General features: G+C 45.6%; 14 protein-coding genes and 4 pseudogenes. 16 read left to right on the plus strand and 2 right to left on the minus strand.

The window, feature by feature from the left end; genetic code table 11:
• Positions 1–32 precede the first annotated feature (32 nt).
• The 10 genes and pseudogenes from ACX1DY_RS05890 to ACX1DY_RS05935 all read left to right on the plus strand — a co-directional run bounded on the left by ACX1DY_RS05890 (position 33) and on the right by ACX1DY_RS05935 (position 8,389).
• Positions 33–1,298, plus strand: coding sequence for an RICIN domain-containing protein (locus tag ACX1DY_RS05890; protein WP_458963250.1), 1,266 nt, complete (start codon positions 33–35; stop codon positions 1,296–1,298).
• An 86-nt stretch (positions 1,299–1,384) separates the two neighbouring features.
• Positions 1,385–1,687 (plus strand): hypothetical protein, encoded by a 303-nt coding sequence (locus ACX1DY_RS05895; protein ID WP_458963251.1) that lies wholly within the window; start codon positions 1,385–1,387, stop codon positions 1,685–1,687.
• A 170-nt stretch (positions 1,688–1,857) separates the two neighbouring features.
• A pseudogene (locus ACX1DY_RS05900) lies at positions 1,858–1,968 on the plus strand (sugar ABC transporter permease); the annotation flags it as partial.
• Positions 1,969–1,984: 16 nt separating this feature from the next.
• A pseudogene (locus tag ACX1DY_RS05905) lies at positions 1,985–2,834 on the plus strand (carbohydrate ABC transporter permease).
• A gap of 49 nt (positions 2,835–2,883) precedes the next feature.
• On the plus strand, positions 2,884–4,284 hold the full coding sequence (locus tag ACX1DY_RS05910) for an ADP-ribosylglycohydrolase family protein (protein ID WP_458963252.1): 1,401 nt from the start codon (positions 2,884–2,886) through the stop codon (positions 4,282–4,284).
• Positions 4,285–4,535: 251 nt separating this feature from the next.
• Positions 4,536–4,622 (plus strand): annotated as a pseudogene (locus tag ACX1DY_RS05915) (hypothetical protein); the annotation flags it as partial.
• A gap of 48 nt (positions 4,623–4,670) precedes the next feature.
• Positions 4,671–4,835: pseudogene (locus ACX1DY_RS05920) on the plus strand (IS5/IS1182 family transposase); the annotation flags it as partial.
• Positions 4,836–5,824: 989 nt separating this feature from the next.
• Positions 5,825–6,793, plus strand: a complete 969-nt coding sequence (locus ACX1DY_RS05925; RefSeq protein WP_458963253.1) for an NAD(P)H-dependent flavin oxidoreductase — start codon at positions 5,825–5,827, stop codon at positions 6,791–6,793.
• 14 nt (positions 6,794–6,807) lie between these two features.
• Positions 6,808–7,233 (plus strand): MarR family winged helix-turn-helix transcriptional regulator, encoded by a 426-nt coding sequence (locus ACX1DY_RS05930; RefSeq protein ID WP_458963254.1) that lies wholly within the window; start codon positions 6,808–6,810, stop codon positions 7,231–7,233.
• A gap of 52 nt (positions 7,234–7,285) precedes the next feature.
• Positions 7,286–8,389 carry a Gfo/Idh/MocA family protein gene (locus tag ACX1DY_RS05935; protein ID WP_458963255.1) on the plus strand — a complete coding sequence of 368 codons (1,104 nt, stop codon included), beginning with the start codon at positions 7,286–7,288 and terminating at the stop codon, positions 8,387–8,389.
• An 84-nt stretch (positions 8,390–8,473) separates the two neighbouring features.
• Here the strand turns inward: ACX1DY_RS05935 and ACX1DY_RS05940 are convergent, their stop codons facing one another.
• On the minus strand, positions 8,474–8,818 hold the full coding sequence (locus tag ACX1DY_RS05940) for a winged helix-turn-helix transcriptional regulator (protein WP_458963256.1): 345 nt from the start codon (positions 8,816–8,818) through the stop codon (positions 8,474–8,476).
• A 330-nt stretch (positions 8,819–9,148) separates the two neighbouring features.
• Positions 9,149–10,027 (minus strand): ROK family protein, encoded by an 879-nt coding sequence (locus ACX1DY_RS05945; protein ID WP_458963257.1) that lies wholly within the window; start codon positions 10,025–10,027, stop codon positions 9,149–9,151.
• A gap of 193 nt (positions 10,028–10,220) precedes the next feature.
• Between ACX1DY_RS05945 and ACX1DY_RS05950 the strand changes: the two genes are divergently transcribed.
• The 6 genes from ACX1DY_RS05950 to ACX1DY_RS05975 all read left to right on the plus strand — a co-directional run bounded on the left by ACX1DY_RS05950 (position 10,221) and on the right by ACX1DY_RS05975 (position 17,014).
• The gene (locus tag ACX1DY_RS05950) at positions 10,221–11,684 is read left to right on the plus strand and encodes a GH32 C-terminal domain-containing protein (RefSeq protein ID WP_458963258.1); all 1,464 of its coding nucleotides are present in this window, start codon (positions 10,221–10,223) and stop codon (positions 11,682–11,684) included.
• A 53-nt stretch (positions 11,685–11,737) separates the two neighbouring features.
• A complete protein-coding gene (locus ACX1DY_RS05955) occupies positions 11,738–13,072 on the plus strand; it encodes an ABC transporter substrate-binding protein (protein WP_458963259.1) in 1,335 nt (444 codons plus the stop codon).
• 91 nt (positions 13,073–13,163) lie between these two features.
• Positions 13,164–14,039 carry a carbohydrate ABC transporter permease gene (locus ACX1DY_RS05960; protein ID WP_458963260.1) on the plus strand — a complete coding sequence of 292 codons (876 nt, stop codon included), beginning with the start codon at positions 13,164–13,166 and terminating at the stop codon, positions 14,037–14,039.
• A 1-nt stretch (position 14,040) separates the two neighbouring features.
• Positions 14,041–14,874 carry a carbohydrate ABC transporter permease gene (locus tag ACX1DY_RS05965; protein ID WP_458963261.1) on the plus strand — a complete coding sequence of 278 codons (834 nt, stop codon included), beginning with the start codon at positions 14,041–14,043 and terminating at the stop codon, positions 14,872–14,874.
• A 14-nt stretch (positions 14,875–14,888) separates the two neighbouring features.
• Positions 14,889–15,977: a glycoside hydrolase family 172 protein gene (locus ACX1DY_RS05970; protein WP_458963262.1), complete on the plus strand. Its 1,089-nt coding sequence runs from the start codon at positions 14,889–14,891 to the stop codon at positions 15,975–15,977.
• Positions 15,978–16,021: 44 nt separating this feature from the next.
• Positions 16,022–17,014, plus strand: a complete 993-nt coding sequence (locus ACX1DY_RS05975) for a LacI family DNA-binding transcriptional regulator (protein ID WP_458963263.1) — start codon at positions 16,022–16,024, stop codon at positions 17,012–17,014.
• Positions 17,015–17,162 lie beyond the last annotated feature (148 nt).

Genomic DNA, 17,162 nt, shown 5'->3' on the forward strand with positions numbered 1-17,162 from the left:
GGCGATTCATTTATGAAAAAGGAGGACATTCCATGATGAAATTGAAAATGATGTTTCTTCGCACTTTCGTATTGCTTATGCTATTCAGCCTGCTCTTGACACCGCTTTCTTCGATTAAGGCTGCGACAACTTGGAACTTGGTCTGGAGTGATGAATTTAATGGGAATTCCGGTACCGCGCCGGATGCTGGTAAATGGGATTATAATATCGGAGGTGACGGCTGGGGCAACAATGAATCACAGTACTATACAAACAGAAGAGACAATTCCTATTTGGATGGTAACGGTAATTTAATCATAAAAGCAATCAAAGAAAATTATGGTGGGAAATCTTATACTTCCGCACGATTGCTGACAAGCGGAAGATTCTCGCAAACATACGGCAAGTTTGAGGCACGTATTAAATTACCGTATGGCAAAGGGATCTGGCCCGCGTTCTGGGTACTTGGCGAAGATCCAAATTCAACGGGTTGGCCTAACAGGGGAGAGATTGACATTATGGAGAATCTGGGTCATGACTCTTCTACAGTTTACGGCACAGCGCATGGCACAGGCTATTCCGGTTCGGGTGGCATCGGCAAACCTTACACACTGCCGAACGGACAACAGTTCAAGGACGCGTTCCACGTTTTCTCCATAGAATGGGAACCGACACAAATTCGCTGGTACGTAGATGGCAATCTTTATCATACCTTTAACAAAAGCAGTCTTAGTTCAGGTCAAACTTGGGTATTCGATCATCCTTTTTTTATCATCATGAATCTGGCAGTAGGTGGGGAATGGCCGGGGTACCCGGATGCGAGTACGACGTTTCCACAAACGATGATGGTCGATTATGTTCGGGTCTATAAGGCTGGCTCAACGCCAGTAGAACCCGGAGCTGTGTATAAGCTGATTAATATGAACAGCGGTAAAGCGCTTGATATATATGCTGCTGGCACAACGGACGCTACAAATGTGCAGATCTATACGGATAACAATACGGCGGCTCAAAAATGGCAATTATTCACTAACGCGGACGGGAGCTTCAAGTTAATCAACCCAAACAGCGGTAAAGCATTGGACGTCGATGGCGCAGGAGTAACGGATGGCACCAATGTTCAGATATGGACGGATAATGGAACAGCTGCACAAAAATGGAGCATTTTAGATAATGGCGATGGCAGCTTCAAGCTGATAAACGTAGGAAGCGGGAAAGCACTAGACGTTAGCTCTGCCGGGACCGCCAATGGAACGAATGTGCAAATATGGTCTGATAACGGAACTAATGCCCAGAAGTGGAGATTAATTAAACTGTAGCCTGCTGCTGAATCGGGAACAAAGGTGAGAAAGAAAATCCCGATGGTAACGGAAAGGCAGACACGGTCGGAATCTCGGGTCCGCAATTGGGCGGCAAGATCAAAGCGGATTTTATTAATCCGAATAGCAACAACTATGGGTTTGACCCTATTTTTGCTGCATTCCATTCCTACCCGGGATATTGGCTAAAGGGTACTGATGGCAAAGCAACATATGGTTCCATACAGCCTGAAACGAAACAAGCGCTCTCCAAGCTTCGTGATTTCTATGCAAAAGGTTTAATTGATAAGGAAATGAGCATTCGCAAGGACGCACAGGAACTAATCAAGAATGGAACCGCGGGCATTTATTTTGGTGTATGTATCGCGATGAATCGAAATTCGACGTGAACGTTGCAATTAGTAATTATCCATTGCGCCCGGTCTTTGCCTCGATGGATGTTATGGATGTTACTTATAAAATGATGAAAGAAGTTTTAGCGGGCACCAAAAAGCCGGAAGAATTAAACCTTCCCGGATATAACTTATACGATATTCAATATTGGAACCCGAATGCAGATCAGTACGGATTGGCAACAGCAATGGGATTGTTAAAATCTGTTATTAGCTTTACTTTAATTACAACCTCCTACTTCTTGGCAGCTAAGTTTGCAAATTATCGTATTTTTTAAAGGAGCATTCATTACTATGGTTATAGAAAAAACACTGGGCTCCAAAGTATTTGATGTGTTGCTTGTCGTGTTCCTGGTTGGCACCGCGCTTTTGTGTGTTCTTCCATTATGGTACACGCTTGTGATCTCATTAAGTGAGAAATACGGCCGCTTCCTCGGGTCAAGTTGGATTATGGCCGGTGGGGTTTAATATCAACTCGTATCAAGAAATTATGAGCGACAGCAAATTCTTTCATTAGTTCTGGATTTCAATTCAGCGTGTTGTATTAGGATCTAGTCTTAATTTTGTAATCATCATTCTCACGGGCTATCCGCTATCCAAAACTACGAAAGATTTGCCCTTTCGGAATGTATTCATGTGGATTTTGGTTTTTCAGACTGTTAAATCACTCGGATTGATCAATAATATCTGGGCTCTTGTGTTAGGGCATAGTGTTCCGGTCTTTAGTGTTATTCTCGTCATTAACTATTTCCGCAATCTGCCTAAAGAGTTAGAAGAGGCAGCGTTAGTGGATGGAGCAAGCCCATGGTATATGCTTGTTAAAATATTTATTCCTCTTGCTGTGCCGGTACTGGCTACGGTTACTTTATTCAGCATAGTCCATCATTGGAATGAGTTTTTTAACGGTCTCGTTCTGATGACTAGTGCCGATCATTATCCGCTGCAGACCTATATTCAACAATTGGTCGTCATCATTGATGCGCAAACCATGACTGCAGAACAAATTCAAAAGATGAGTGAGCTTTCCAACCAGACATTGAACGTAGCCAAAATCTTCATTGCGATGATTCCCGTTTTAGTCATTTATCCATTTTTGCAAAGATTTTTTATCCATGGGATTACGTTAGGATCTGTTAAGGAATAACCATGATTTGGATATCCTCTGGTAAGTCGCACATTAGAAAGGAGATAACATGCTGCCATCACTCACTTACCTTAAACGTCAATTAGAGGGAATTTTACGCAACAAATTTGAGCAGGGTCATCAAACCTCAGGTTATTTGGCCAAGTTGGAACTGCTTCCCGCAAGCTACGATGTCTATATGGAATTCGCTCATAGCTTGGCTGCCATTCCAATGAGAGATAATTGGCCTTACTATGAGCCGAATGATTTAGAGGAGATATGGTGGGAATGTGATCCGGATCGACCGCTCGGTCAGGTTGGAATACTTAATTTAAAGGACAGCGCGAAACGGGTAGAGGCTGCATTTCTTGCGTCGGTTTGCGGTTCAATGTTGGGTAAGCCGATTGAGGTAAACCCCAGCTTGTCGGAATTGCGTCAAGCCATGGATTCCGTAGGGAAATGGCCACTGGACGATTACATATCTGATGATATTCTCCGTTCTTTAGGCCGTCGTCATTGGTCGTGGTATGAAACGACTTGGGGGCGGATACGTTATGCAGTACCTGACGATGATATCAATTACACCTTAATGGGAATGATGGTGCTAGAGCAATTCGGTACTGGTTTTACGAAAAGAAATTTAAGAGATTTATGGATCAATCATATTCCGATCAGTACAACTTGGGGTCCGGAGCGGGCCATTCTGCTTCGATCTGGAATTAGCTACTTGGAATATGATAAGGACGTATTCGATCATTCTGATATCGAGGCGTGGCCCGATTTCATGGTACAGGACACGGAACTATGCGGGGCGGCGATTCGTGCAGATGCTTACGGCTATGCCTGCCCAGGCCAGCCAGCTCTTGCTGCAGAGCTGGCTTGGCGGGATGCAAGTTTTACACATCGCCGGACCGGAATCTATGCTACGATGTTCATTGCGGCTGCGATTTCACTCGCGCAGGTCCTGCGCGATCCGGTTGAAATAATTCGTACTGCACTGCAATTCGTACCTAAACGGAGCCGCTTCTATGAGAGCACCAAGGATTGCCTACAGATGGTCGCAGATGCAGATAACTGGTTGGAAGCCTATGAACTCATAAACCAGAAGTATGCAAATTATTCCCATTGCCAGGTTTATCAAGAAATAGGCAATTTGATTAATACATTTCGATTTTCTGACAATGTTGGGGACGGGATATGCAAACAAGTGATGCAAGGCAACGATACCGATAGCTTTGGGGCTACAGCGGGTTCCCTGTTAGGAGTATATTTTGGCCCTGGCAGCTTGGAAACAAGATGGCTTGAACCTTTCCAAGATCGGATTTATACGGGGCTATCTTATTTTAATGAGCAAAAGCTATCCCGTTTGGCTGAACGAATGGGGCGATTGCCGGAGTTGCTATTCACTGGTGAACATCAAATTCAACCAAGCGAACTTTATGTCAACGAGAATACGGATTCCTGCTTTTGAAATAGTTTGCTTTGGCTGCGTGTCCCCCGAAAACCGTCATTGGCAGCTATTCACTGGTTGGCGATATTATCAACTATAGAAATACCATAAACTATAATAAACTTATCCCACGAGAAGACGATACGAGATACGAAATGATCAATGGGATCAAATAAAAAAATTATTTCTTCCTGAGCGAAAGCGCCAAGATGGACGAATTGCCTAAGATAACTGAATGATGCTGGAACGACATACTTTAGGTCTCAAGATCAGGAGCTCCGAGACGTGACCTAGCCGAACATTATGGTTCATGTAAAACGGTATACACTCGCTTTCACCCTTGGCAGATTGCAGGCATATGGGATGAAATTCTGGAACATGTGTCCGTTTTCCTGCTTTTGAATATTGATACCACTACCGTACGCTTCCACCACATGGCGCAGGCTCAAAAGGGGGGCAGCAATTTCAGGCTATCGGACTTCCCAGAGGCGGAATAACGACCAAAAATCCATGCCGTTGTAGATGCGCTTGGTAATCCGTTGCGCTTTGAGCTGACTACTGGCAAAGCCACAACTGCGTGAAAGGCTATGTAAGGATTCAGTTCTAGTACTTGTTATCCTCGCGATAGCTTTAGTAATTCTAGTAATTGAAAATCTGCACAATTCTTCGATTCAATAACTGGTAGGCTGAAAGTTATAGTTTTAATAGTCGTTCTCTTTGGATTAGTTCTTAAAGTAGTTTTAGGGTTTAAAGAATTGTAGATTCTCTCATTCTTCAAAAATAGTCAATCGGCTCTTATACAGACCTTGTTTTCTTGTGAATTAATAATAAAAAATGCTTACCGTTGGATTTTCTACGGTAAGCATTTTTTAATGTGTTTAATACGAATAAAGGGAAATAGAATGGAATATTGGTGAATATACATTTCCTTGTATAAATATACATTTCACCTTTTACGGATTTCTCATCAATTCTGAAAAACAGATCTTCTTCAGTAAATCTGGGTATAGAATTCTCAATAATTATGAAAATGGATCCTTATAAATCGAGGTTTTTCCGATGCTATTTTCTCAATAATTATGACACCACACAAGATAGGTGCATGCTGAAAAAGCCGAGAAGCCTTCTAATAAGGGTGATCGGCTTTTTTAGTGTTAACGTCCAAGATGCTTGGTTGGAAACTTTTACTTTGGGTTAAATTCGTATGACCAGGTGTAACTAATATTCAATTAATGTCCCATTATTTCTCGCTCCCTTCCCTAAGTACAAAAAAATGTACTATGTCCATTTAGATTGCCCTCTTTGCAAATGACTATAATGACTTTATGATTATTTCAACAAACCAAAACACAAAAGGATATGTCCTTTTTGGTTTAATATTTAGCAAGCTAAATAAGTCAAAACCTGAACTCTCGATTTTAGACTTTGTACATGTCGGCAGGGTTTCCGGAACGGGTGGCTGGACTATGTGGGCGTACTTTAAAGAAACTCATCCGTTTAGCCATATTAATCCCCCTGGAGATAAATCGCTGGTTCCATAGAACAAGAGGAGAAATTATCGATGAAAAACCGAATTACACAACTTCTGGGAATAGAGCATCCAATTATTTCAGCTGCGATGACATGGGTTACATCGGCGGAATTTGTTGCTGCAGTATCAAATGCAGGTGGAATGGGCGTATTGGGACCCAATGCAGGCCAAACAGAAAAAGCGACGAGTGCGGAAGATATGGCAGATCGCTTAACCAAAGAGATTCGCAAGGTTAAAGCATTAACGAATAAACCATTTGCAGTAAATTACATCTTTCCAATGGGGGGAGCTACAGAGGACCCGTTTACGAATGCAGTATTTGATGTGTTGGTTAAAGAAAATGTGAAACATGTTATCGCGATTGGACAGAATGTTGTAAAACGTGAACTGAAACGACTTAAAGAACATGGAATTATTGTAATTTACAGAGACTTGAGTCCTACAGTAGAAAAGCTAATAGATGCTGAGAAAACAGGCGTGGATGCGCTTATCGTTACAGGTTATGAGGCTGGCGGTCATATGAGTGATTATAAAATTAGTACACTTTCCCTTGTTCCGCAAATCACTTCCCGTTTGAAGATTCCGGTTATTGCCGCCGGAGGAATTATAGATGGCCGGGGAGCAAAAGCCGCATTTTCTATGGGAGCAGAAGGTGTGTATATGGGGACAAGGTTTATAGCGACCAAAGAAAATCCGGCTAGCATGGAAACAAAGCAGGCTATCATCAAGGTGAAAAGTGAAGAGTTTATTGAATTTAAATCAGGTACAGGACATTTGAGAACTATTCCAACCGAAGCGGGCAAAAAGGCGTTAGAACTTATTAACCAGGGGAAGCATGCAGAGGCATACAAATATTATGGAGAAGGATTCAAGATTGGAATGTTAGATGGTGATCTGATTAATGGGACCATTAGTGTATCTGAATCAGCTGGTGGTATTCAACAAATTCTAACGTGTCAAGAAGTGATAGAAGAAATTGTTGAAGCAATTAATATTTAGGGGCTGATTAATTAATGTCAGATCAAGTGGATTGTAATATCCGTCAATCGTTAGATCGAATCTCCTCGCAAATGCGTCGGAATTACAGCGAATCTCTAAGAGAACTTAACCTATATGTAGGTCAGGATAATTTACTGTATCGTTTGTGGTTAGGCGATGGGGTTACACAAATGCAGTTATGTGATCATTTAAAATGTGAACCGCCTACCGTAACGAATATGGTTAAGTCACTCGAACAGAACGGATTTATATATCGTAAACGTGATGAACAAGATGCAAGGATTATGCGTATTTATTTAACGGACAAAGGCAAAGAATTAGAAGGACCAGTTGATATTAAATGGAGAGAGCAGCAGGATAAATTGCTACATTCCATTTCTACAGAGGATCGGATGATATTAAGGCAGCTAATGCAAATAATGGAGAGTAATCTATCTTGATTTTTCAATGATTAAAGGAGTTTTACAAAATTCAAAATAAGGAGATGTTCATGTGAGTGGTAAAATTCGTACAGGCATTATAGGTGGGTCCATTAATAATGGATGGGCAAGCGGCACTCATATACCAGCTATTGAACATCTGGATGAATTTGAGCTTACAGCAGTTGCGACGAGCAGTATACAGAGTGCGATGAAGAGCGCTGAGGCTTTTGGTGCAAATCATGGCTTTGATAAAATGGAGGAACTGGCTCAACATCCTGAGGTAGACATGATAGTTGTCAGCATCAACGTCAAAGAACATTACAATGCAATAAAAGCTGTTGTTTCTGCCGGCAAACCGATTTATTGTGAGTGGCCCCTGGCCTCAAACACAGCTGAAGCGCTCGAGATGCAGGAGTGGGTGGCATCCCGGCAATTGCCGAATGCGATTGGTTTGCAGGCCAGACAGGCCCCTGCCATCAATTATGTGAAAGATCTATTGACAGAAGGATATGTCGGAAAAGTCCTGTCCGCAAATTTAAAGCTCTCTATTGATGGAATGGGCGGAGTGGCAGACAAGGCTACGGCGTACTTATTCGATCGGAAGATTGGGGGGAACCTGCTTACTATTGTAGGCGGCCATAATCTGGATGCCTTTACCTATATTCTAGGAGAGTTTAAAGAGCTTTCAGCTGTCACAGCGCAGCAATTCCCTGTAGTGGAACTTGTTGATACCGGAGAGGTCATTGAAAAAACGACAGATGATCAAATCCTGATTACAGGAAAATTGACAAGCGGCGCAGCAGCCAGCGTTCATATACAAGGGGGAGTGAAGCACCAAACGGGGCTTACGCTTGAAATCTATGGAGATAAGGGAACAATTATTTTGAATGCGCCTGCCTCTGTTCAATTTGGATCCCACCGGTTAAGGGGTGCAGGATCTGGTGATAATGAGCTTCATGAATTAATAATTCCTGATTCGTATTACCTGGTACCGGATTCTCTTAAAAATGACCCAGGGTTTATTCTAAATATTGCTCAAGCTTACAGGAAATTTTACCAAGATATCAAAGAAGGAACGTCCTTAACACCAAATTTTGCGGAGGGGGTAAAACTTCATCGGTTACTTGATGCAGTTGAAAAAGCAGCACAGACCGGTGAACGCCAGTATCTATAAGCTTTTTAAGGGTATTTTTGAAGGAAATATATTGAGCTCTGATGGATGCAGGGAAGTGACAATAAGTTCCAGAATGTACGACACTCAGCCGTATTCTTTACCGAAGTTCTCCATTTTCTCAAGGATCGGAAGTAGCTTGATTCCCTTATCTGTTAACGAATACTCTACTCGCGGAGGGACTTCAGGGTAAACATCACGTTTAATAACTTCATCGGCTTCCAACTCTTTAAGCTGCTTTGTGAGGGAGCCTTGTGATAAACCACCAAGAAATTTTTTTATATCCGTATAGCGACGTGTTTCTCCTTTTAAGTACCATAATATAAAGTATTTCCAACGTCCTGAAAGAACATTTTGGGTAAAGGCTATCGCGTACATATCCCGTTTTTCATCCATAAACTCTTTATCAAATCCTTCATTACAGACTCTCATTGATATCACTCCCAATCCAAAGGAACAAAAGACATTTATTTAGTAGGCTAAATATTATTATAACATAAAAGATGATTAACTCTAAGGGGCATTATTATGCATCTCGTGGTCCTTTGCCAATCCCCCCCTCTGAACAAGGACAGCCCGTCATTTCTCAAACTGGGGGAGGGAACGGCGAAGACAATTTATGAGAGTTAATCCTGAGGAGATTCCAAGCAAGGTTAGTTATCTTGGTTCCATGAGCTGCTGAGACAAGGGCTATCCATTCGTTCTTTCACAGATCAACCACTGGATTTTCTGTGTAGAAAATTCCTCCTCATAGAGGGTTCTTCAGTCCTGCAGAGCCTTTATCCCCAGCGCCAGAGCACCGCATAAGCCCGCATTATCCCCCAGGCCAGGAGGGACAATATAAGTATCCATTGCCTCCATGATTTCAGGCGCTGCAACATACCCGTTCAGGGCCTTGCGGACTTCGCTGCGGATTAGAGGAAACAGGTGCTCCTGATGCATTACGCCTCCGCCCAGAATCACACGCTTCGGAGACAACAGAAGGATCACGCCGGCGATGGCTTGGCCCAAATAATAGGCCTCCATTTCCCAGGCCGGATGGCCCGCCGGCAGCGAAGAGCCTTTGACGCCCCAGCGTTTCTCGATGGCCGGTCCTGCTGCCAAGCCTTCCAGACAGTCGCCATGGTATGGACATAGGCCTTCGAAATTATCCTCTGCATGCCGCCGGGTCAGCACATGGCCGCCTTCGGGATGAACAAGCCCGTGGATCAGTCTGCCCTCTGCATACACGCCCACTCCGACACCTGTCCCGATTGTAAAATAGACGCAGCTGTCCAATCCTTGAGCCGCGCCCCATCTGACTTCACCAAAGGCAGCAGCATTCACATCCGTATCGAACCCGATCGGCACAGGGAAATGCCGTTTCATAACCCCGACGAAGTCGAATCCTCCCCAGCCTGGCTTGGGCGTAGTGGTCACATGCCCGTACAAGGGGCTGGAAAGATTCAAATTCACCGGCCCGAACGATCCGATCCCAATAGCCTCAACAACCCCTGTATCTTTGAAATAAGCAATTGCCTGCTGCATGGTCTCCTCCGGAGTCTCTGTCGGAAAGCTGATCCGGTCCAGAATTTCTCCTTCCTCATTACCTACTCCGCAGATGAATTTGGTACCGCCTGCTTCAATCGCCCCAATGATCATTTTATGTTCTCCTCCTGGCAGGAAAGGGTAGCCCTTCCCATTTTATTTATTGGTAAACGTTTTACTTAATTTAATTTTACTCAGTATGTTATATACCTATAATCTCACTATACAAATAAATGTAACCGTTGACAAGAATAAAAATTATGTTACTATATGTTTGTAAAACGTTTTACTAATGGAGATGATGCTGATGAGAAAAGTATTCTACAGACCTGCGAATGGCTGGGTTGGTGATGTGATTCCGTTTTATGACAATGGGGAGTACAAGCTCTACTATCTTCACGATGAGAGAGTGGGGGGGGATTACGGCAACCATACCTCATGGAATTTGCTGGCCACCAGAAATGGGCTTGACTTTGAGGATTATGGAGAGGTTCTTCCGAACGGAGATGAAAGCGCTCTAGACCGGAATGCGTACACCGGCTCTGTCATCAAGGACAAGGAAGGCGTGTACCATCTTTTCTACACGGGACATAACCCGAACCCTGCGTTTTGCAAGGAGGGTAAGCCCTTACAGGTTGTGCTGCGGGCGACTGGTACTGACGGGATTCATTGGACGAAGGATAGCAGCTTCAAGCTTTACGGGGATGAAGTGATTTACGAGCAATATGATTGGCGTGATCCCTTTGTGTTCTTCAACGAAGAGAAGCAGGAATACTGGATGCTGGTCACTTCGAGAGAAATGAACTCCTCCGAGAAAAGAGGCGGGTGCATAGCACTTCTGACTTCGGATGACCTGCTGAACTGGAAATACCGTGAACCCTTCTACAGCCCGGACAAGTACATCACGATGGAATGTCCTGATTATTTCAAGATGGGGGAATGGCACTACCTGGTCTACTCCACCTTCAGTGAGAAGTTCGTCACCCATTATAAAAAGAGCAAAACGATCGATGGCCTGTACACCTCACCGGCGTTGGACACTTTTGACGGCAGAGGATTTTATGCAGCCAAAACAGCCTCGGACGGAGGGAAACGGTACGCTTTCGGCTGGGTTCCATCGAAGAAGGGCTCGAATGATTACGGGGATTGGGAGTGGGCAGGCACTCTGGTTGTCCATGAGCTGCACCAGAACGAGCAGGGAGAGCTGCTGGTGAGAATGCCGTCTTCCATCTATGGACATTTTAATAGGGAAGAACAAATTTTGCTGAAATCGGAGAAAAATTGCATTCAGCAGGAGAACAGGCTGCAGCTCTCTTCTCCGGATGGACTGGCTTATAGTGTGCTTAACCCATTGCCTGCTCAGGTCATGCTTGAAGCATCCTTTGCGGATTGGAAGCATGTGAAGGACTTTGGCATCGCAGTTCGCACAGACAAGGCGCTGGATAATGGTTATTTCATCAAATTTGATCCTTTTCACAACCGGATAACCTTTGATATGTGGCCAAGAAGGGAACCGGGATTCTTTCAATGGCAAATTGCCGGGGACAAGCCGCAAATGATTGAGCTGGAGCGTCCGTTTGATTTTGGAAGCCACAGCCGGATCCATTTCCAGCTGATATTGGAGGAAGATATCCTATGCCTCTATGTCAATAATGAAGTTGCAATGACTACACGGATCTATAACTTCAAAGACGGCCATTTTGGATTTTTTGCCAATGAGGGTGCTGTAAGCGTTCAGGACATTACCCTAAAAACGGCTGCAGAGCTTTGATCACAGGATGGTTTCACGGCACTTATAAGATAAATATATTGGAGGGGTTTAAAATGACAAAGAAAATGTCAAAGGTGTTCACTGGGCTTGCAGCTTTCTCCTTGGCCGGGGCCGCTCTGGCGGGCTGCGGCAGCTCCGCAGGCAACAATAGCCCGGACCAGGCCGGTGCCTCGAATGCGCCTAAGGAGCAAACCGTGACCTGGCTCTCGGCCAGACCGGAGAACGGGGCCATTATCCAGACGGTTAAGGAGCTTGCTGACAGGTTCGCCGCCGATCATCCCGGCTTTAAGCTGGACCTTCAGGTGACGGCGGACAGACCCTCTTATCTGACCAAGCTGAGAACGCTGGTTGCCTCGGGGCAGATGCCGGATTTCATTGACAGTGATGCCGACCCTTTTGCCCAGGAGCTTGTAAATGCGGGCTTGCTGGTGGACATGAAGAAATTCCTAAAGGATGAGGGGCTGTACGATAAGTTTTATGAGCCTGCGCTGAAATATCAGGAGCTGCCGGATGGAAGCCTGTATCTCCTGCCGATGGAATACCACATGGAAATGACCTGGTATAACAAAAAAATCTTTGCCGACAACAACCTTACGGTACCTAAAACCCTTGATGATCTGCTCGCAGTAAGCAAAGCGCTCAAAGACAAGGGGATTACGCCTATCGCAGTAGACGGCGTTGATGTGTGGCCGGTATTGCGTTATGCGGCAATGTACCCGTTCCGGACCACAGGCAATCAGTTCATCCGGGATTTGAGCCAGGGCAAAGCCAAAATGTCCGATGCGGCAGGCATGCAGGCGGCTAACTTCGCTTCGCAAATCGGAAAATACTTTCAGGATGGATTCGCTACAACCGATTATACGACAGCCAAGAATCTGTTCTTGAACGGACAGGCTGCCATGTACAACATGGGGACTTGGGAAATACCGTCCTTCGTGGAAGACAGCCTGCCGGAAGGACTCAAGGGCAATGTAGATTATTTCTATCTGCCGACAACAAGCAATGCGGTTACACCGGATAATGAATTCTTCGGCAACAGCGGGATCGGACTCGGAGCTTCAGCGAAAACGTTCGATGGACTGCCTAAGGAGTTCCTCAGCTATGTGCTGAAAAATTACAGCGACGTCTATGTGGCCAAACAACAAATGTCTCCGCTTAAGTTCACCATTGCTGACGAGTCCAAATTCTCTGCGCTGTTCCTGCGGATCAAAAAGGATATGGACAACTATGGCTCAGAGTTCGCTAAGCCTTGGGATACACTGCTTGATCCGAACACCAACTCGGTGATGAGCGACTTGATAACCAAACTGACCATGGGCTTTATGACTCCAGAGGATTTTGCCAAACAGATTGATGAGGCCATTGCCAAAAACACAGCCAGCAAATAAAATCCGGGCCTGATAAACCTCCGTCCGGTCCTTAAGGGCCGGGTGGAGATCTTCAACCAATAGTGTGATTACAGAAGCGGGGTGACTCTATATGAATGTGCTTAAAGACAAAAAAGCGTGGCTGATTTTCATTTTGCCGGCTTTGATATTTTATCTGGGAACGGTCTTTGTCCCTATTATCCAGTCCCTGAAGTACGGGTTTCAGCAATGGAATGGCATTCAGGAGCCGCGCTACATCGGCTTTGATAATTATATCGCGATGTTCAAAGATTCGTATTTCTGGAATTCTGTACAAAACAATCTGGTCTATGTAGTGATTGTGGTATTTATGCAGGTGTTCATCGGCTTATTTTTTGCCCTGATGCTTTCCTATGTCACCAAAGGCGCAGGAATCCTCAGAACGCTATATTATCTGCCGGCGGTTGTTGTAACCGTAGCTATTGCGCAAATGTTCCGTAATTTCTACTCCCTTCAGCCGCTCGGTCTGCTGAATATGTTCCTGGACTGGGTGGGGCTCAGCCATCTTCAGACCGCCTGGCTCTCCAATCCACATACAGCATTAATCGCCGTATCCATCCCTGAGGGGTGGCGGTTTATCGGGATGTATATGGTTATCTTTTATGCGGCGCTGATTGCGATCCCCAAAGAAATCGAAGAAGCGGCTACGATTGACGGTGTAAGCGGCTGGCAGCTGATTCGTTATATTAAGCTTCCGAGCATCATGCATGTGCTGAGCCTGTCTTTGATTATGTGTACCACAGGGGCTCTGCGGGGCTTCGATATTCCTTACATTATCGGTGTGCCGGGGTCGGCCACAGAACTGGTTACTACCTACATGTATAAGCAAGCGTTCTCCACCATCCAGTATGGATACGGAAGTGCGATTGCCGTCTTCATCGTTATCGAAAGTCTGCTCGCGGTACTGATCATCCGGGCTATTTTTAATTCAAGGAAAGGGGATGCCTGACATGCTGGCGAAGAAAAAGCTCTCCTCTTCTCTTTTATATATCCTGGTCATTGCGATTCTGCTGATTCAAATCTACCCCGTAGTCTGGCTGATGCTGTCCAGCTTCAAATCGAGCATTGAGCTGACTACACAGCCGTTTGCAATGCCTTCGTCCTGGTCGTTTGAGAATTATGCCAGTGTATTCCGGGAGAGCAGCCTGCTGGTGTATATCAAGAATACGGCCATTGTGACCTTTGCCTGCCTGGCATTGATCATCTTCCTAAGCGCGACTGCAGGCTTTGCCCTGGTCAAAATGATCAACCGGCTGAATTCGAAGCTGTTGCTGTTTTTTACGATCGGCATTATGATTCCGATTCAGGTTACACTGATTCCGCTCTTCATTATGTACAAAGATTACGGACTTCTAAATTCGTATCCGGCACTGATCCTGCCGCAGGTTGGTTTTGCGCTGCCCTTGTCCATTCTGATCTTCACCAGCTTCTACCGGTATGTGCCGGGTGAGCTTATTGAGGCTGCGGTGATCGACGGCTGCAACATCTATCAGGTATTCTTCCGGATTATTTCGCCGCTTACTATCAATACAACCATTACGGTGGCATCGATTAACTTCATCTTTATCTGGAATGATTTCGTGTTCTCCAATACGTTCACAAATGATAAAGCGTACAAGACGATTGCCGTCGGGCTGCAGGAATTTATCGGTGCCTTTGGGGCTACAGATTGGGGCCAGACCTTTGCAGCAATCAGCATCAGCATTATTCCCATTATTGTTACGTACTTGTTCCTAAATAAATATGTGATGGCCGGTGTGTCGGACGGTGCAGTCAAAGGATAAGGAGAAGATAAACCATGCAATCAATGAATCAGCTGTTTGGCAGAATGAAAGGCAAGAGCAGAGCGATTACAGCGGAGAATCCGCGAGGTCTTAAGGGGCAAGGCGGCCAGGCGGAAGGCCCACTGGGTGTTGCCCGCAAAGGCAAGGCGTTCATCCCGCTCGCGCAGGGAGAAACCGCAACGCTTGTTGATATTGAAGGACCGGGAATCATTCAGCATATCTGGATGACCGTTACTGATAAGACTGAATCGGGCTGGTTCGTCCTCCGTGATCTGGTGCTGCGCATGTACTGGGATAATGAAGAACAACCATCCGTTGAAGTGCCGCTGGGCGATTTCTTCTGCAACGGCTTTGGAGCGCGGGCGGTTGTCAATTCACTGCCGGTAGTCGTTAATCCGGTCGGCGGCATGAACAGCTACTTCGCTATGCCTTTCCGCCAAGCTGCCAGAGTAACCATTACGAATGAGCATCCGCAGAGCATTGAGGCGTTTTTCTATCAATTTGACTATACACTGGTTGATGAATTGGATGAGGATACCGAGTATTTTCATGCCCAGTACCGCAGAGAAAATCCCACTGTCCTGAGGCAGGATTATACTCTGATTGATGGAATTAAAGGAAGAGGCAAATATATCGGCACCTATATGTCCTGGACTTCTCTATCCCGTTATTGGTATGGTGAAGGAGAAGTGAAATTCTATATTGACGGCGACCGGGATTGGCCGACGATTTGCGGTACCGGGACAGAGGATTATTTCGGCGGTGCCTGGGGTTTTGTGAAATATGACAACGGAAACCCGGTGCAGGAGCAGACGTACTCAACCCCATTTATGGGTTTCCCTTATTTTGCAACGAGGGACAATACCCGGTCCCATATTTATGACGGTGCGGCTTGCCCGATGCGGGGCTTCTACCGCTGGCATATCCTTGATCCGATTCTGTTCGAAGAGGACCTGAAGGTGACTGTACAGCAAATAGGACATGACGGCCAAGCCTTATTTGAACGCAGCGACGATATCAGCTCGATCAGCTACTGGTATCAGACTGAGCCGCATCAGGCGTTTCCGGAATTTCCGGCAGTGATGGACAGACGTCCGCGGTAAGCGCGGGGGTACAGGGTCCAAGTAAATTCGCAGAGGTGCAGCAAATGGCAAAACAAAGAGTTACCTTAGTACAGGTCGCCAAAGATGCAGGCGTGTCGCCGGCAACGGTCTCTCATTTCATGAATGGCAATTTTCACCGGATGAGACCGGAGACCCGGGAGAAAATAAGCGACTCGATTACGAAGCTCGGGTACCAGGCAAACCCTGTTGCCAAAAGCCTGATTACCGGCAAAATGTATACCATCGGCCTCGTTCTGTCAAACAGCACTTATGATGGATATTTCGAAGATTTATATTTCCTGCACTTTGCCAAGGTGCTGAAGCAGCAGCTGAAGACTATGGGCTACAAGCTGATCCTCCTGGACTTTGATGAGATCTTCATGAATATCCAGATGGTGGATGGAATTATTGTAAAAGCGACCCTGGAGACGGAGAAGTTCATGCCAAGGCTCATGGATCTCAACGTTCCGGTCATCACCATCGGACGGCATAATTTATCCTACGGGGCGCATATCGTCCGGGTGAACGATTATCAGTGCGGCCAGACGGGAGTGGACCATTTAATGTCCCGGGGGTATCAGAAAATTATTATTCTGACCTATCCGCATGGCCAGGTTCCCGGATTCGACGACCGGTTGAACGGTGCCTCCCAGTCTATGCAGGAGAAGGGCAATCTCACAACGGTCATTACCGGAGATATGACAGAAAGCTTCGGATATGAAACGGTGATGCAGCTGCACAAAAATGGCCAACTGCCGCAGGCGTTGTTCTGCCTGAACGATATCTCTGCTATTGGGGTGCTGAAGGCCTGCAAGGATCTGAACCTATCCGTACCGGAGAACCTAGCAGTACTCGGTGTGGATGACATGCCGACCGTATCGGAGCTGCTCAGTCTATCAACGATCCGGCATCCGATCAACGAGCTGGCACTGAATGCCTCGGAGCTAATGATTCAATCTGTTGAAACGAAGGGGGAGCCTGCCCAGCCTGTTGACCGGATGTTCCCCATTGAACTGATGGCAAGGCATACCAGCTGAGCAAGGATACAAGAAAGAAGTGCATGAGGATTAGGGAGAGGAGAGGCTGTCGAGAGGTTTTCGGCAGTCTTTTTCTAAATATAGGAAAAACCTGAAGATTGACAGGCGCAGCAGGCTGCCTTACTATCTTACTTACAATTTGGTTGTT

Source organism: Paenibacillus sp. BAC0078, assembly GCF_054483875.1.

What these genes read in the sequence shown, in the direction of transcription:
- ACX1DY_RS05930 (WP_458963254.1), top strand. Translation starts at nt 6,808, where the DNA reads ATGTCAGATCAAGTGGATTGTAATATCCGTCAATCGTTAGATCGAATC.
- ACX1DY_RS05950 (WP_458963258.1), top strand. Translation starts at nt 10,221, where the DNA reads ATGAGAAAAGTATTCTACAGACCTGCGAATGGCTGGGTTGGTGATGTG.
- ACX1DY_RS05955 (WP_458963259.1), top strand. Translation starts at nt 11,738, where the DNA reads ATGACAAAGAAAATGTCAAAGGTGTTCACTGGGCTTGCAGCTTTCTCC.
- ACX1DY_RS05970 (WP_458963262.1), top strand. Translation starts at nt 14,889, where the DNA reads ATGCAATCAATGAATCAGCTGTTTGGCAGAATGAAAGGCAAGAGCAGA.
- ACX1DY_RS05910 (WP_458963252.1), top strand. Translation starts at nt 2,884, where the DNA reads ATGCTGCCATCACTCACTTACCTTAAACGTCAATTAGAGGGAATTTTA.
- ACX1DY_RS05945 (WP_458963257.1), bottom strand. Translation starts at nt 10,027, where the DNA reads ATGATCATTGGGGCGATTGAAGCAGGCGGTACCAAATTCATCTGCGGA.
- ACX1DY_RS05960 (WP_458963260.1), top strand. Translation starts at nt 13,164, where the DNA reads ATGAATGTGCTTAAAGACAAAAAAGCGTGGCTGATTTTCATTTTGCCG.
- ACX1DY_RS05965 (WP_458963261.1), top strand. Translation starts at nt 14,041, where the DNA reads ATGCTGGCGAAGAAAAAGCTCTCCTCTTCTCTTTTATATATCCTGGTC.
- ACX1DY_RS05975 (WP_458963263.1), top strand. Translation starts at nt 16,022, where the DNA reads ATGGCAAAACAAAGAGTTACCTTAGTACAGGTCGCCAAAGATGCAGGC.
- ACX1DY_RS05890 (WP_458963250.1), top strand. Translation starts at nt 33, where the DNA reads ATGATGAAATTGAAAATGATGTTTCTTCGCACTTTCGTATTGCTTATG.
- ACX1DY_RS05940 (WP_458963256.1), bottom strand. Translation starts at nt 8,818, where the DNA reads ATGAGAGTCTGTAATGAAGGATTTGATAAAGAGTTTATGGATGAAAAA.
- ACX1DY_RS05925 (WP_458963253.1), top strand. Translation starts at nt 5,825, where the DNA reads ATGAAAAACCGAATTACACAACTTCTGGGAATAGAGCATCCAATTATT.